Source organism: Sphingobacterium sp. GVS05A, assembly GCF_019969845.1.
Lineage (GTDB): Bacteria > Bacteroidota > Bacteroidia > Sphingobacteriales > Sphingobacteriaceae > Sphingobacterium.
Map to the genome: position 1 here is coordinate 900,365 of NZ_JAHXYR010000001.1, position 14,566 is coordinate 914,930.

The following is a 14,566-nucleotide window of genomic DNA, read 5'->3' on the forward strand; positions in this document are numbered from 1 at the left end:
TCTATACATTAGCATGACCAGAGCAGAACTTATTCATCAAATTAAAGAGAAACGTTCGTTTTTATGTGTCGGACTGGACACAGACCTTACTAAGATTCCTGAGCATCTTTTGGATGATGAGCATCCGATCTATAGTTTCAATAAAGCAATTATTGATGCTACAGCTGATCTATGTGTCGCTTATAAGCCTAATATTGCCTTTTATGAATGTTACGGATTAAAAGGATGGCAGTCGCTTCAAAAAACTTGGGCAGCATTACCGAAAGATTGTTTTAGTATTGCTGATGCCAAACGTGGTGATATTGGAAATACTTCAGGTCGTTATGCCATGGCTTTTTTTGATGAGCCAAATTCCGGTTTAGGATTTGATAGCATAACCATTGCTCCTTACATGGGGAAAGATTCGGTTACTCCTTTTTTGGAGTTCAAAGATAAATGGGCTATTGTATTAGCATTGACCTCTAATGAGGGAAGTTTAGATTTTCAGAATTTTGAAAACAAGGAAGGTCTTCAGTTATTTGAACAAGTCATTGATAAAGTAAATACCTGGGGCAGTACCGACAATTTAATGTATGTGGTCGGTGCAACGAGAGGGGAAGGCTTTATTAAAATTCGTGAGCATGCTCCAGAACATTTCCTATTGGTACCGGGCGTCGGTGCACAGGGTGGTTCATTGGAAGATGTGTGCAAATATGGTATGAATAAAGACTGTGGACTCTTGGTCAACAGCACAAGAGGAATTATATATGCTTCAAAAGGACGTGATTTTGCGGAACGCGCACGTGAAGAGGCTCTAAAACTACAAAAAGAAATGGAAATTGAACTGTTAAAAGCAGGTATTATTTCCTGATTTGACATTTAATAATTCATTCGTAATACTTACCTTTGCAGCATGCCAGAAAAAATTATCATTCTAGACTTCGGGTCTCAGTACACGCAATTAATTGCAAGACGTGTCAGAGAACTAAATGTGTATTGTGAGATACACCCGTTTAATAAATTGCCAGATTTTGACGAATCTGTGAAAGGTGTTATATTCTCAGGAAGTCCCTTTTCCGTTCGACAAGCGGATGCACCTCAAATTGATTTTGTCGCTATTCAGGAGCGTTTCCCACTTTTAGGCGTGTGTTATGGTGCACAATACATTGCTCAACAATCGGGCGGAGATGTATTACCATCTGAAATCCGCGAGTATGGTCGTGCAAATCTGCAATTTGTCAATAGTGAAAATGAATTATTGGCAGGGGTACCTGTGCAGTCTCAGGTATGGATGTCGCATGGCGATACGATCAAAGAGGTACCGGCAAATTTTGATATCATTGCCAGCACAGACAAAGTGCGTGTTGCAGCATACCAGGTTAAAGGAACACGTACTTTTGGTATACAGTTTCACCCAGAGGTAACACATAGTACAGATGGTGCTATCTTGTTGAAAAACTTCGTTGTTGGTATCTGTGGTTGTGCGCAAGACTGGACTCCAGATGCATTTGTGGAGACTACTGTAGCATCATTGAAAGAGCAGTTGGGTAATGACCATGTGATCATGGCTTTATCTGGAGGTGTAGATTCTACTGTTGCCGCAGTATTATTACACCATGCAATCGGACAGAAATTACATTGTATTTTTGTGGATCATGGCTTGCTTCGTAAAGATGAATATGAGCAAGTATTGGATTCTTACAAAAATATGGGTTTAAATATTAAGGGAATTAACGCAAAAGACCTATTCTATGGTCGCTTGGCTGGAGTTTCTGAACCTGAGGAAAAACGTAAGATCATTGGTAATTCCTTTATTGATGTGTTTGACGAAGCTGCGAAGGAAATTCAAAAAGAATTGCCAGAGGGCATCGAAGCGAAATGGTTGGGACAAGGTACAATCTATCCCGATATCATTGAATCAGTTTCGGTTAAAGGACCTTCCGCAACAATAAAATCACACCATAATGTCGGCGGTTTGCCTGATTTTATGAAACTGAAAGTTGTTGAACCCTTAAAGACTTTATTTAAAGACGAAGTCAGAAGAGTTGGGAAGGCATTAGAGGTAGATCAGACGATTTTAGGCAGACATCCATTTCCAGGTCCTGGTTTGGCCATTCGTATTTTAGGTGATATTACAGCCGAAAGAGTAAGAATTGTTCAGGAAGCAGATGCAATCTTTATCAGTAACTTGAAGGAATCAGGATGGTATGATAAAGTATGGCAAGCTGGTACAATCTTTTTACCTGTGCGTTCGGTAGGGGTAATGGGTGACGAACGTACTTACGAGCATGTTGTGAGTTTAAGAGCTGTAGGGTCTCTTGACGGAATGACTGCAGATTGGATACATCTACCATATGACCTGTTGGCAAAAATTTCAAATGAAATTATCAACCATGTGAAAGGAATAAACAGAGTTGTATATGATATCAGTTCAAAACCACCCGCTACGATTGAGTGGGAATAAAATATGGGTTGCAGCACTCGTGGCATTATGCCTCGCCAGCTGTACAACCAAAAAAAGCACCGTATTGCGTTCGCCCTCTTCTAGTCGGGGCGAACAGCAAACTGCTGTCACCAAGCCAAGCAGTGAGAAAGATAAGCCTGCTGTAAAAGTAGGCGATGTGCAAAATGTAAATGGCCATTCGGTTAAAAATAATAAAATTGCACTTCTTTTGCCGTTTGAATTAAATAGCATTGCTAAAACGGTGACTACTGAAGATGTCGAGCGATCTGCTTTGGCATTGGACTTTTACCAAGGTTTTCAAGCAGGTCTAGACAAGATCGCCAAGGATGGAATGCTGTTTGATTTGCAGGTCATCGACTCGCGCGATAATGTAGCTTACAATGCGTCTTTGGGAACAGCAGCTACGGTAAAGGATGCTGCACTTGTTGTAGGTCCTGTTTACCCACGGGAAATCAGAAGTTTTGCACAGACTTTTGCGAATAAAAATGTCCTCCAGGTGTCCCCATTGGCGGCTACTATGGCTTCGGAATTTAGTGTTCCAAACTTGGTGTCCATGACACCATCGATACGGACGCATTCCGAAACAATGGCAAAATATGTCGCTGATCAGTATTATAATGGAGATCAGATTTTGATCTATGATGCCGGAGATGATGAAAGCAAACAATTTTTGGTTAATTTTGCCAGCGAGGTCACAAAAGCGAATGCACAGGCAAAGGTAAAAACGGTTATGAGCCTAAACGAGCTCAATAATAGTCTGGTCCTGACAGGAACAAATCATGTTGTATCCGGAACCGCTAATAAGAACTTGGTAAAAGGCTTGTTGGATGCTATGGATGAACGTTTCTTGAATCCTGGCAATCAATTCAAGCTATATGGCCATCCAAATCTTTCAAAACTTTCCTTTGAAAATTTTGAAAACATGGATTTTTATAGTTTGACGGTTACTTCTTCGAGCTTAGCCAATGATTCTGACGGTGATACGAAAAAGTTTATATCAAATTACAAATCACTGTATAAAGTAGATCCTTCTGAGTTTTCTTATAAGGGATATGATGCTGCAGTTTATTTTGGCCGTTTACTTCATAAATACGGTGTTGATTATGTAAGCCATATGACCCAGGAGAAATTCTCGGGACTGAATAGCGATTATAGATTTGAGTTCTATCCGAAGTGGGGTTATGCCAATAGAGCTTTGGGAATCATGGTGTATCACAACAAGAAATTTGAAAGAAAATAATCTTTGAATGGCTGAATTCAGTGAAAAACGTGTTTACCAACAAATGCGTAATTTTGAGCGAGCGATGGATGGTTTCGAAGGAGATCAACCATTTTCGCGGTATTTAACGACTTTTTTTAAGGTGAATAAACAGATGGGCTCTTCGGATCGTAGGTCCACTTCCCGTCTGTGCTATAACTATTTCCGCTTGGGGCTAGCAGCTTCACAGTTGTCACAGCAACGACGATTGGTACTTGCGGAGTTTTTATGTGAAAACGAGAGTCCTTTGGTCAATCTACTTGAACCTACCTACAGTGATAAGCTGGGTTTATCTTTAGATGAGAAGATTGCTTTTCTTGAATCTGAAGGACTACTAAAAAGTGAAGATCTATTTCCTTTTACAAGCTATTTTTCGTCTCAGATTGATACCAAACAATTTTTGAAGAGCCAATTGGTTCAGCCCCATTTGTATATCCGGGTAAAGCGAGGTAAAAATAAGGTCGTTTGTGCGATTTTAGACGAGAATCAGATTCCTTATAGTGAATTGAGCGATCAGACCATCTCTTTGGCCAATGGCACCTCTTTACAACGCTTTTCAAACTTCGAGGGATTGCTTGAAGTACAGGATTTATCCTCACAGCGTACGCTTGAATTTATGAAACCAGAGGATAGAGAATCCTGGTGGGATGCTTGTGCTGCATCGGGAGGTAAATCTCTTTTATTAATGGATGCATGCCCTTCTGTTAATTTATTGGTGTCTGATCTTCGCATGAGTATCCTTCGTAACCTGGACGAGCGATTTGATCATGCTGGTATTAAACATTACCGTAAGAAAATATTGGATCTGACAAAAGACCCTTATCCGATATTGGGGAACGAGAAATTTGATGGGGTATTATTAGATGCACCTTGTACAGGCTCGGGCACCTGGGGACGTACACCGGAAATGATCCGGGAATTTAAAACGTCTAAGATTGAGGAATTTAGTGCATTGCAGAAAACTATCGCTAGCCATGTTGCGGGATATGTGAAAGTAGGTAAGCCGCTGGTTTATATAACCTGCTCTGTATTTAAAGCAGAGAACGAAGATGTTGTTGACTATATCTTAAACAATTTAGGATTTGAACTGGAAAGCATGCGCTGTCTGGAAGGTTATACAGAAAGAGCAGATAGCATGTTTGTTGCCAGGTTGATCAAAAAATAACCAGATTGTCCTAAAATATAGGAGCGCCTATTTTTTTTCTAAGAATAGGCGCTTTATTTTATCTCCAACTATTTCGTCATCACATATCCATTAATCACATTTGCTTGGTATGACCAATACAGGACAGGTTGCCTTGCGAATCACGGATTCAGATACAGAACCTGAAATAAAATGATCAAATCCGCTTCTCCCATTCGATCCCATAATAATTAGATCTGCCGACCACTCATGTGAAGCCGCAAGAATTTCTTCTTTGATTGATCCAATTCGATTGAAAAGATATACTTCTCCTGAACCGGTAAATTCCCGACTTAATTTTTCAAGATATTTTTGCGCATTTTCCTGTTCCATTTCGGATACTTCCGGTACGATAATGGGCTGCTGGCCCAATAGTGGATCCGCTCCGAAATTTGTTGGTGAGGTCGGGGGGATAACAGTGACAAGGGCGACAGAAGCACTGAAGACCTGAGCCATTTCTCTAGCATATAGAATGGCTTTCTCTGAACATGGAGCATCATCGACTGCAACGAGTATTCTTTTGAATTTTAAATTTGTATTCTCCATATCTACTATAATTAATTTATCTTCGTTTTATAATATATAATCATAGATTTGACAATTTTGTTTTATTTGGCCAATGAAATATGGTATTTGTACACTTGCTTTGGTTCCTTTGCGTTCGGAGCAGGCACATCGAAGTGAGATGGTTTCCCAAGTGTTATTTGGGGAATTATTTGAAATTCTGAATTTTGAGACTGACTGGACAGCGATAAGGATGTTGGAAACCAATTATCTGGGCTGGATCCAGAATGGTCAGTTTATAGTAGTTGATCCAGTAGAAATTGAACACTATTTTGCAGGGACGTCAAGTTTGGTCGGAAGGGAAGGCGGATTGCTTTTTAATGATGAGAATAGACTTCATTTATGCCACGGCACAAAACTTTATTTAAACGAGGCCAATAGGTTTACTTTAGGTGAGCTAGATCTGGCTTACCAAGGCAGTGTCAATCCCTTTTCCAAGTCTGATTTCGAGACTTGGGTTGCTGAACTCGCCACGAGTTATAAAGATACGCCATACTTGTGGGGTGGACGCTCCCAATGGGGGATAGACTGCTCAGGTTTTTCTCAACTGATTTATAGTTGCTTTGGGATTAACCTGCCAAGGGATGCATATCAGCAGGCCGAAATCGGGGAGACTGTAGATTTTATTTCAGAAATAAAAGTAGGCGATTTGGCTTTTTTTGACAATGCCGAAGGAAGGATTACCCATGTAGGGATTATGCTGGATCGCGATACGATTATCCATGCCTCAGCGAAAGTCCGTGTTGATCGGATGGATACGGAAGGTATTTTTAATGCTGAACAGAATCGTTATACACACAAACTCCGGATTGTTAAACGGTATAATTGATAAAGGTGGACATATAAAAAAAGGCTATAAATAATTATAGCCTTTTCTATTGTCAAACGCCTTATTGACTAAAAGTGGAATTGTACACCTAAAGTTGGCGCTAATGAGTTAACATTCAAACCAAATGTATTTACTGCAACGTCATGAGTTTTATCTTTATTGTAGTTGTAGTACAAACCTCTGACTTTTAATTCGATACCGATTTTGCTTGTCGGGAAGTAAGCTAAACCTGGAGCTAGTTCCACACCATATGATTCGAATTTATTTTTTGTCTCTACGTTATTTACTTCAGTTGTAGTTGTACCCCATGCCATTGGAACTGATAATTGAGCAAAGAATCTTACCGGGCCGTTTGCAGAGTACTTTCTAGCGAAAGGTGATACCTGAAAAGCATCGTTTTTAACACTATTATCTTTACTTGTTTCAGTTTTTCCCCAGTTATAACCAATTCCAGTACCAATTGCCAAGTTGTCACTTACAAAGTAACCAACTGTTGGGTTGATTGAGAATGAATTATTTTTATGGTCAGTATCTTTCACTTTTGATGTTTCGAAGCCAAGTTGACCACCAACCATAATTTTTCCTTGTTCAGTTTGAGCTTGTGCTGCTATTGTTAAACCTGCAATGGCAGTCAATGTTAGTAAAACTTTTTTCATGTCTTTTTTATTTAATAGTTTGTTTTAATTTGCCAGTAATTACTTCCTGACTTTTTAAATTTGTTAGTCAAATATCGAAATCTTATTTTGATTTTTTGTCACTGGATTGTCTAGATGTTTTGTCATTATTGTAAATTATAGTGTTTCAATTGATTAAAATTTGATGTATTTTTATTTTTATCGTTTCTATTTAACAATAATGATATTAAGCTGACTTTTTGTTTTTAATTGTCAATTTCAAGTAAGAAGATAAAAAAAAGCCATTTGTCAATAGCAGACAAATGGCTTTTTTTTGTATTTGAAAGACAGATTTTAATCGAAATATTCTTTGATTCGCTCGAAGAATGATTTTTCACTTTTACCTGGTTGAGGTTTAAAGTTTGGTGATTCTTTGAGTTTATTTAATAGTTCTTTTTCCTCGTTGGATACAGCTTTTGGTGTCCAGATATTAACGTAGACAAGCTGATCACCTTTATGGTAAGAATTGACTTCAGGAATACCTTTTCCTTTCAGACGCAATATTTTACCACCCTGTGTTCCAGGTTCGATTTTTATTTTAGCTTTTCCATCAATTGTCGGAACTTCTACGCTGGTACCTAAAGTGGCATCGACAAAATTAATATACAGATCATAGATCACATTAAGGCCATCACGTTTTAAGCTTTCGTGTGGAACCTCCTCGATTAATATAATGAGGTCCCCTGGTATACCGCCACGTGGGGCAGCGTTTCCTTTGCCACTCATAGAGAGTTGCATTCCTTCGCTTACGCCGGCAGGGATATTGATTGCGATTGTTTCTTCACCACGCTCTAATCCTTCACCTCTACAGGTTGTACATTTCGCGGTAATTTCAACACCTTCACCATTACAGGTAGGGCAGGTGCTGGTGGTTTGCATTTGGCCAAGAATGGTATTTGTTACTCTGCGTACAGATCCAGAGCCACCACAGGTCTTACAGGTATGGAAAGAAGATTTGTCTTTAGCCCCAGAGCCATCACAGCTATGACAGGAAACTTGTTTGTTGACCTTTACTTTTTTCTCAACACCTTTAGCGATTTCTTCAAGAGTCAATTTAACTTTAATACGCAAGTTGCTTCCACGTGCTACGCGGCGGCCACCACGCTGACCTCCGCCACCGCCACCGAAGAAACTTTCGAAGGGGTGTCCGCCACCAAAGATATCACCAAACTGGCTAAATATGTCATCCATATTCATGCCACCACCACCGCCGTAGCCACCACTTGCTGAATTACCAGCATGGCCAAATTGGTCATAGCGTTGACGTTTTTGTGGATTGCTCAAGATATCGTATGCCTCAGCAGCCTCCTTAAATTTTTCCTCCGCTTCATGATCCCCAGGGTTTTTATCCGGGTGATATTTAATCGCTAATTTGCGATAGGATGATTTAATCTCCTTCTCGTCCGCTGAACGCGCGACACCAAGTATATCGTAATAATCTCTTTTTGACATCGTCTTAATATTATTGACCTATAACTACTTTAGCGTGACGAATCACTTTGTCACCCAAATAGTATCCCTTTTCGATTACGTCTACTACTTTGTTTTTTAAATCTGCTGTAGGTGCCGGAATAGATGTAATAGCTTCCTGTAATTCAGGGTCAAATGCCTGGCCAGCAGTTTCCATTTCTTTTAATCCCAATTGAGACAAGGTTTGTCTTAACTTGTTGTTGACAATATCCATCCCTGTTTTAACGGATTCTACGTCTGTAGCTGTTTCCATCGCATTTAATGCTCGGTCAAAATCATCTAACGTAGGTAATAATTTACTGATCACATCTTTTCCTGCTGATTGAATCAATTCAACACGTTCTTTGCTTGTACGTTTTCTATAATTGTCAAATTCAGCAGAAAGACGAATGTATTTATCCTTTGCCTCTGCCAATTCTGCTGCCAACTTCTCTTCGGTAGACAATTCTACCTGATTATCCGAAGGCTGCTCTTGTTGATCAGAAGAATTAGTTTCTACTTGATCTTGACTCTCATCATAATAATTATCTTGCTCATTCATATCTTCAATGCTAAAATAGATTCAAAAATTTACTATATCTTCTTTTCTCAAAGTTTTTGCCAAACAATAAAATTCCGACAGCTTGTCAGATTTTATTAAAAAAGCCTAACAATTTGTCGGAATTTGCAAAAATGTCTTTTTAGTTGTCAGTTTTTCGTTTAGATGCTGACATCATCCTGTAGGATACCATCTCCAGTTTTGATAATACGCGAAGGCATATTACGAATAATTGTATAATCGTGGGTAGCCATTAAAATTGCTGTTCCAGAATTGGCGATATCGCGCAACAATAGGACAATTTCCTCGGAGGTGGCAGGATCCAAATTTCCAGTAGGCTCATCCGCAAGGATAATCTCTGGGTTATTCAGTAGGGCACGGGCAATTACAATCCGCTGTTGCTCACCACCGGAAAGCTCATGGGGCATTTTCTTTAATTTGGAACGAAGTCCAACTTTTTCCAATACATCCAAGATACGTCCATCAATCATTTTTTTATCTTTCCAGCCTGTAGCCTTTAACGCAAACTCGAGGTTCTTCTCGATCGTTCTGTCGGATAACAAATGAAAGTCCTGAAAAACAATACCTAATTTCCGGCGTAAGTAAGGAACATCATTTTCGTGAAGTTTCTTGAGGTCAAACCCAGCGATCATTCCCTCACCATTACCGATATATAGATCGCCATAGATGATTTTTAATAAACTACTTTTTCCGCTGCCAGACTGTCCGATAAGGTAGAGGAATTCTCCCTTCCCGATGTTTAAATTGACATTGGATAATACTAAATGTTTCTGTTGAAAGATATCAACGTTCTTTAATGTAATTACTTTATTTTCAATCATGGGCGTTAAAACTCTAATTTTTTAATTTGACCAAAAGGCATTTCTCTTACCAATTGCATGATATATTCAGCCTTTTCTCCCAATCCGATCTTGTCAAGGGATTTGTCAGGTCGATCTACTCTAAAATATGCCAACAAGGTGAAGGCATCATCTCGCAGCTGAACATAGTCGGGAATTTTGGCGACACCTTTTACTTTAATGATATACATGATTTCAAAGTTAGTATTTTTAATGCAATTTCTTTACTATGAATTTACCGGAAGCTTACTGGTTTGCAAATAAAAAGTCCAGCGTATTTATGCCATCTGCATAATCATCCAGGGCCGGACATTGACTTTCTCCAAAATGAAAGACCGGTGACTGTATGTTCAATTGGACTTCGGAGACAACACACTGAATATTTTCAGCTTGCTGATTCAGCTCGTTTTCGACATCTTCAAGACGATTGTATTCCTCGTAATAAACCACGGATAGTGGAGAGGCCATACGCTCATCCTGTTTGAGTAACAGAAACCCATTATCAAAATGCTTGTCTCCATTGATCAGATAGATGGATTTATTGTAGTCGTAATTATTATTGTATTTATAGTGTTCGGATACATCTTTAAAATCTGCTATTCCTTCAAAAAAATGTGCTACGGCATAATCTTTTGGAGTAAAAAGTTTGGAAACTGAGCGGCAGCCAAGGCCGAAGTAATCAAAGATATCGTGACCTAAGGCCTTCATTTGTGCTGAGGATTCCTGTCCTGTAATGACAGCAACACTATTTCTATTCCGTCGGATAATGTGGGGTTTTGTGCCAAAATAATAGTCAAAATAACGGGCTGTATTGTTTGAGCCAGTGGCAATGACCAAGTCGAAGCCTTTGAGTTTATCAACAATTTCAAAAGCTGCTCCAAAAGCGGGTTCGATTTGTTTTAAACTATTGAGTACATAAGTTGTTAAACCTGCGTCATCCGAGGAAACTTTAATTTTTGCTTTAAATCCGCTGATTAATACACAAAGGATATCATGAAAACCAACCAACGGAATATTTCCAGCGAGAATCAAACCTACGGTTTTAGTAGATTCGAGATCCGGGTAGTTGTATAGCCAATGATTGAGCTTCTCTTCTGTTAAGTTGGATAAAATCGCGTGAAGGGCACTTTCGACATTTTTTACGGTATACCAAGGGTTTTTATGTTGCGCCAGTTGAATGATCTGAGTAAGATCTTCAGGTTGCTTTTTCAATAGTTCACCCAGTTTTACAAACGCATTTATTCGTTGTTGCTTTGTCAAAATATTAAATTTTTAAAAGATGAATACACAAATTTGTGTTATATTTGTGCTGTTAACATTAATCAACGTGAATCAACTAGCCTTATTGTACAATCAGACTTTGTTTTCATATTGATAATGCAAAAATAGTTTATTTATCATAATTGTGAGGTTATAAATGGCGATTAAAATTACAGACGAATGCATTAACTGTGGTGCTTGCGAACCGGAATGCCCAAATAATGCAATATACGATGCTGGTGTAACTTGGAAATTCTCAGATGGGACTGCTTTGGACGGTGTTATAGATTTTGGTGATGGCGTTACGCTTGATGCGAATGAATCACAGGAAGCGATCTCAAATGAAGTTTATTATATTGTTTCGGATAAATGTACAGAATGTGTAGGTTTTCATGATGAACCACAATGCGCTGCTGTTTGTCCGGTAGATTGTTGTGTGGATGACGAAGATGTACGTGAGTCCAATGATGAGCTATTAGCGAAAAAAGCTTGGTTACACGCGGAATAATTTTTTCATTCCGTTAAAATATAGAGCAGGGTAAGAAATTATCCTGCTTTTTTTTTGCACGATAGCTTTTGTTAAATCGGTATTTTGTTGCGAAAGTTGGGCTATTTAAATAATAATATTTGCAAAAGCATAGTATTTTTTTATTTTTGTTCTTTTGACCATTAAAATCTTTTAAATGTTAAAAACCAAAATAGGGTTAATCACCCTCATTACAGTTACATTAGCTTGTATCATTGCAGTATTGTACGAATTTAAAGTTGTGGGCTTTTCGCATGAATTTCTAATGGCTGTCCGTTGGATAGTTGCCACCGTTTTGGTTGTAAATGCGCTTTATAAGAAAAATTTGACCACATGGATTTTAACATGTATGATCCTGGGCATTTTTGTTGGACTGGATTTTCCCAATCTAGCAATTTCCCTGCAACCGCTGAGTAAAGGTTTCATCAAATTGGTAAAGACCATTGTTGGACCTATTCTTTTTGCAACGCTTGTCTATGGTATCGCAGGGCACTCTGACTTGAAGCAAGTAGGACGTATGGCCTGGAAGTCCATGTTGTATTTCTTTTGTGCAACGACCTGTGCTATTTTTATTGGTTTAGGTGCAATCAATCTGACAAAGGCAGGGGTAGGTGTAGATGTTGCTCATATGCCACATGAAGAGCTGCCAGTGCCTAAAGAAAGTATGGACGAGCATGTATTGAAATCCCTTCCGGATAATGTACATCCAGTTTATAAATTCACTGCATTCGTCCGTGATCTTTTTCCTGAGAATATCGTAAAGTCAGTTGCTGACAATCAGGTATTACAAATTGTTGTATTTTCGGTGTTATTCGGAATCGGCCTAGCGATGGTCGATGAGAAGAAGCGGAAGCCTCTGGTGGATTTTACCGAAAGTATGTCTGAGACGATGTTTAAATTCACAAACATCATCATGTATTTTGCTCCGGTTGGGGTGGGAGCAGCAATGGCATACACCGTGGGACATCTCGGTGTTGATATTTTGAAAAACTTATTTATGCTGTTGGCAACCTTGTATTTTGCCTTGTTTTGCTTTTTGACGCTGGTGTTGCTTCCTGTTGCACTTTATTTAAAGATTCCTGTCAAGCGTTTTATCAATGCGATCAAGGAGCCGGTATCTATTGCTTTTGCAACGACAAGTTCGGATGCTGCTTTGCCTAAAGCCATGAGTGCAATGGAGAAATTTGGCGTGCCGCGTAAAATCGTTTCATTTGTTATCCCAACTGGTTATAGCTTCAATCTGGATGGAACATCTCTTTATTTATCATTGGCCGCAATTTTTGTTGCGCAGGCAGCTGGTATTCACTTGACGTTTGGACAACAGCTCATGATTGCTTTCACATTAATGATTACCTCTAAGGGGGTAGCAGCCGTGCCACGTGCTTCATTAATTATCCTAATAGCAACAGCTGATCAGTTCGGTCTGCCAACCTTTGTTATCGCAGCTATTTTGGGTATTGACGAGTTGATGGACATGGCGCGTACTTCTGTTAACGTTGTTGGTAACTGTCTTGCAACGGTCGTTGTCGCCAAATGGGAGGGTGAGTTTGATGAAGAAGCACCTTATCGAGAAGATACGGAAGAATTGGTTTAATAAAGCCAATCACCTTATAAAAAAGCTGCTCCAATACATAATGTATTGGAGCAGCTTTTTTTTGGGATTGAAGCCAGAAACTTATCGTCCATCTACATAATACCAAAGGTTACCTTGCTGTTTAAATGTAGATTTTTCATGATGGATCTGTACTTCCATTGTTGCATCCAGATAATGGGCTTCAAATTCCACTGTTGAAAAGGTAGCTTTCAGGATACTTAACTGCATCCATTTATTTTCCTTAGCCCATTGCTCAATAGCATTCTTATTTTGGAATCTTCTTGTTGTAGGGTGGAATGTGTTATACAAAAAGTCAATGTTTCCCACGGCAAAAGCGCTGTAGCGAGCTCGCATAAGCGCTTCGGCTGTTGTTGCCTTGGCATGGGTGCTATGAATTTGTAGGCAGCATTCGCCAAAAGTTGTACCCGAACCACATGGGCATGAATGAGTTGCTGCTATCATGCTTTCTGGGGTTACCAGCCTTTTATGGCTCCGTTTTTAAATACTTTCTTTGCTGTTGCTTCTACCTCCGGTGATTGATAGGATTGTATAAACTGCTGTACTTTTTCATCATTTTTATTATCTGCCCGTGCAACAATTAAATTGACATATGGAGATTCTTTATCCTCGGTAAATAAACCTTGTTTTTCAGGATCCAATCCAGCCTGTGAAGCAAAGCTGTTATTAATGATCGCAACAACAACCTGAGGGTCGTCAAGTACGCGAGGTAGCTGAGGGGCTTCCATTTCGATGATTTTAACCTGTTTTGGGTTGCTTACAATGTCTGTTACTTTTGGTTGTATGCCAACATTTTCTTTTAAACCAATGATTCCCTCACGCTGAAGAAGTAACAGCGAACGCCCGCCGTTTGTTGGGTCATTTGGGATAGCGATAGTGGCACCTGGCTGAAGTTCGGTGATGGTTTTGATCTTTTTGGAATAGGCGACAATCGGGAATACAAATGTATTTCCCACAATGGTCAGTTTGGTGAAACCGCGTTGTTTGGATTGTTCCTGAAGATACGGTTGATGTTGGAATACATTCACATCGATATCCCCTTGATTCAGGGCTTCATTGGGAACGACGTAATCATTGAAGGCAACCAGTTCCACATCCAGATTGAACTTTTCTTTTGCAACTTTCTTAGCCGTCTCCGCAAGTTCCTTTTCAGGACCCGTCACCACACCAACTTTAAGGGTGTTTTCTTTCTTTTCCCTGTTGTTACAAGCTACAATAGTCGTCAGACTAAAGGCTAGAATTGCAAATGCATAGTTCAATTTTTTCATCTGTTTAATTTGTTTTTCAGTTGTGATGAAGCTATCAGATTTATTCATCGAGTGTATGTTTTAAGCGGCATTCATGAGTTC

At 39.3% G+C, this 14,566-nt stretch carries 16 protein-coding genes; 7 read left to right on the forward strand and 9 right to left on the reverse strand.

Annotated features, from left to right (window positions below; translation table 11 throughout):
- Positions 1-13: 13 nt before the first annotated feature.
- The 4 genes from pyrF to LC454_RS03880 are packed head-to-tail and all read left to right on the forward strand — an operon-like array spanning position 14 to position 4,866.
- Complete coding sequence (pyrF, locus tag LC454_RS03865; RefSeq protein WP_223579731.1) at positions 14-850, forward strand: orotidine-5'-phosphate decarboxylase; 837 nt, start codon at positions 14-16, stop codon at positions 848-850.
- A gap of 42 nt (positions 851-892) precedes the next feature.
- A complete protein-coding gene (gene guaA, locus LC454_RS03870; protein WP_223579733.1) occupies positions 893-2,443 on the forward strand; it encodes a glutamine-hydrolyzing GMP synthase in 1,551 nt (516 codons plus the stop codon).
- Positions 2,400-3,683 (forward strand): ABC transporter substrate-binding protein, encoded by a 1,284-nt coding sequence (locus LC454_RS03875; RefSeq protein ID WP_223579735.1) that lies wholly within the window; start codon positions 2,400-2,402, stop codon positions 3,681-3,683. The genes guaA and LC454_RS03875 overlap by 44 nt, the downstream gene beginning before the upstream one ends.
- A 7-nt stretch (positions 3,684-3,690) precedes the next feature.
- On the forward strand, positions 3,691-4,866 hold the full coding sequence (locus LC454_RS03880) for an RsmB/NOP family class I SAM-dependent RNA methyltransferase (protein ID WP_223579737.1): 1,176 nt from the start codon (positions 3,691-3,693) through the stop codon (positions 4,864-4,866).
- A 90-nt stretch (positions 4,867-4,956) separates the two neighbouring features.
- Here LC454_RS03880 and LC454_RS03885 read toward each other — a convergent pair whose 3' ends face one another.
- On the reverse strand, positions 4,957-5,430 hold the full coding sequence (locus LC454_RS03885) for a universal stress protein (RefSeq protein WP_223579739.1): 474 nt from the start codon (positions 5,428-5,430) through the stop codon (positions 4,957-4,959).
- Positions 5,431-5,503: 73 nt separating this feature from the next.
- Between LC454_RS03885 and LC454_RS03890 the strand changes: the two genes are divergently transcribed.
- The gene (locus LC454_RS03890; protein ID WP_223579752.1) at positions 5,504-6,277 is read left to right on the forward strand and encodes a C40 family peptidase; all 774 of its coding nucleotides are present in this window, start codon (positions 5,504-5,506) and stop codon (positions 6,275-6,277) included.
- A gap of 68 nt (positions 6,278-6,345) precedes the next feature.
- On the opposite strand, the gene LC454_RS03895 is transcribed toward LC454_RS03890, so the two are convergent.
- The 6 genes from LC454_RS03895 to LC454_RS03920 form a co-directional block, all read right to left on the reverse strand.
- A complete protein-coding gene (locus LC454_RS03895) occupies positions 6,346-6,933 on the reverse strand; it encodes a porin family protein (protein WP_223579754.1) in 588 nt (195 codons plus the stop codon).
- 312 nt (positions 6,934-7,245) lie between these two features.
- Entirely contained in the window at positions 7,246-8,403 is a 1,158-nt protein-coding gene (gene dnaJ, locus LC454_RS03900) for a molecular chaperone DnaJ (RefSeq protein WP_223579756.1), read from the reverse strand.
- Between the two features lie 10 nt (positions 8,404-8,413).
- Positions 8,414-8,962: a nucleotide exchange factor GrpE gene (locus LC454_RS03905; protein WP_120258060.1), complete on the reverse strand. Its 549-nt coding sequence runs from the start codon at positions 8,960-8,962 to the stop codon at positions 8,414-8,416.
- Positions 8,963-9,120: 158 nt separating this feature from the next.
- Positions 9,121-9,801 (reverse strand): cell division ATP-binding protein FtsE, encoded by a 681-nt coding sequence (locus LC454_RS03910; RefSeq protein WP_120258059.1) that lies wholly within the window; start codon positions 9,799-9,801, stop codon positions 9,121-9,123.
- A gap of 5 nt (positions 9,802-9,806) precedes the next feature.
- Positions 9,807-10,010 carry a hypothetical protein gene (locus tag LC454_RS03915; protein ID WP_046672891.1) on the reverse strand — a complete coding sequence of 68 codons (204 nt, stop codon included), beginning with the start codon at positions 10,008-10,010 and terminating at the stop codon, positions 9,807-9,809.
- A gap of 55 nt (positions 10,011-10,065) precedes the next feature.
- Positions 10,066-11,079 (reverse strand): acyl-CoA reductase, encoded by a 1,014-nt coding sequence (locus LC454_RS03920; protein ID WP_223579758.1) that lies wholly within the window; start codon positions 11,077-11,079, stop codon positions 10,066-10,068.
- A 157-nt stretch (positions 11,080-11,236) separates the two neighbouring features.
- On the opposite strand from LC454_RS03920, the gene LC454_RS03925 reads away from it, so the two are divergent.
- A complete protein-coding gene (locus LC454_RS03925; RefSeq protein WP_046672889.1) occupies positions 11,237-11,587 on the forward strand; it encodes a 4Fe-4S dicluster domain-containing protein in 351 nt (116 codons plus the stop codon).
- Positions 11,588-11,762: 175 nt separating this feature from the next.
- Positions 11,763-13,199, forward strand: coding sequence for a dicarboxylate/amino acid:cation symporter (locus tag LC454_RS03930; protein WP_120258056.1), 1,437 nt, complete (start codon positions 11,763-11,765; stop codon positions 13,197-13,199).
- An 81-nt stretch (positions 13,200-13,280) separates the two neighbouring features.
- Here the strand turns inward: LC454_RS03930 and LC454_RS03935 are convergent, their stop codons facing one another.
- Together LC454_RS03935 and metQ are read right to left on the reverse strand one after the other, a co-directional pair.
- Positions 13,281-13,661, reverse strand: coding sequence for a YchJ family protein (locus LC454_RS03935; RefSeq protein WP_223579760.1), 381 nt, complete (start codon positions 13,659-13,661; stop codon positions 13,281-13,283).
- An 11-nt stretch (positions 13,662-13,672) separates the two neighbouring features.
- Positions 13,673-14,533, reverse strand: a complete 861-nt coding sequence (gene metQ / locus LC454_RS03940) for a methionine ABC transporter substrate-binding lipoprotein MetQ (protein WP_279634401.1) — start codon at positions 14,531-14,533, stop codon at positions 13,673-13,675.
- Between the last annotated feature and the right edge of the window lie 33 nt (positions 14,534-14,566).

Bases quoted from the DNA above. Each gene is read 5' to 3' on its own strand.
- pyrF (WP_223579731.1), top strand. From the start codon at position 14: ATGACCAGAGCAGAACTTATTCATCAAATTAAAGAGAAACGTTCGTTT.
- guaA (WP_223579733.1), top strand. From the start codon at position 893: ATGCCAGAAAAAATTATCATTCTAGACTTCGGGTCTCAGTACACGCAA.
- LC454_RS03875 (WP_223579735.1), top strand. From the start codon at position 2,400: ATGATATCAGTTCAAAACCACCCGCTACGATTGAGTGGGAATAAAATA.
- LC454_RS03880 (WP_223579737.1), top strand. From the start codon at position 3,691: ATGGCTGAATTCAGTGAAAAACGTGTTTACCAACAAATGCGTAATTTT.
- LC454_RS03885 (WP_223579739.1), bottom strand. From the start codon at position 5,430: ATGGAGAATACAAATTTAAAATTCAAAAGAATACTCGTTGCAGTCGAT.
- LC454_RS03890 (WP_223579752.1), top strand. From the start codon at position 5,504: ATGAAATATGGTATTTGTACACTTGCTTTGGTTCCTTTGCGTTCGGAG.
- LC454_RS03895 (WP_223579754.1), bottom strand. From the start codon at position 6,933: ATGAAAAAAGTTTTACTAACATTGACTGCCATTGCAGGTTTAACAATA.
- dnaJ (WP_223579756.1), bottom strand. From the start codon at position 8,403: ATGTCAAAAAGAGATTATTACGATATACTTGGTGTCGCGCGTTCAGCG.
- LC454_RS03905 (WP_120258060.1), bottom strand. From the start codon at position 8,962: ATGAATGAGCAAGATAATTATTATGATGAGAGTCAAGATCAAGTAGAA.
- LC454_RS03910 (WP_120258059.1), bottom strand. From the start codon at position 9,801: ATGATTGAAAATAAAGTAATTACATTAAAGAACGTTGATATCTTTCAA.
- LC454_RS03915 (WP_046672891.1), bottom strand. From the start codon at position 10,010: ATGTATATCATTAAAGTAAAAGGTGTCGCCAAAATTCCCGACTATGTT.
- LC454_RS03925 (WP_046672889.1), top strand. From the start codon at position 11,237: ATGGCGATTAAAATTACAGACGAATGCATTAACTGTGGTGCTTGCGAA.
- LC454_RS03930 (WP_120258056.1), top strand. From the start codon at position 11,763: ATGTTAAAAACCAAAATAGGGTTAATCACCCTCATTACAGTTACATTA.
- LC454_RS03935 (WP_223579760.1), bottom strand. From the start codon at position 13,661: ATGATAGCAGCAACTCATTCATGCCCATGTGGTTCGGGTACAACTTTT.
- metQ (WP_279634401.1), bottom strand. From the start codon at position 14,533: ATGAATAAATCTGATAGCTTCATCACAACTGAAAAACAAATTAAACAG.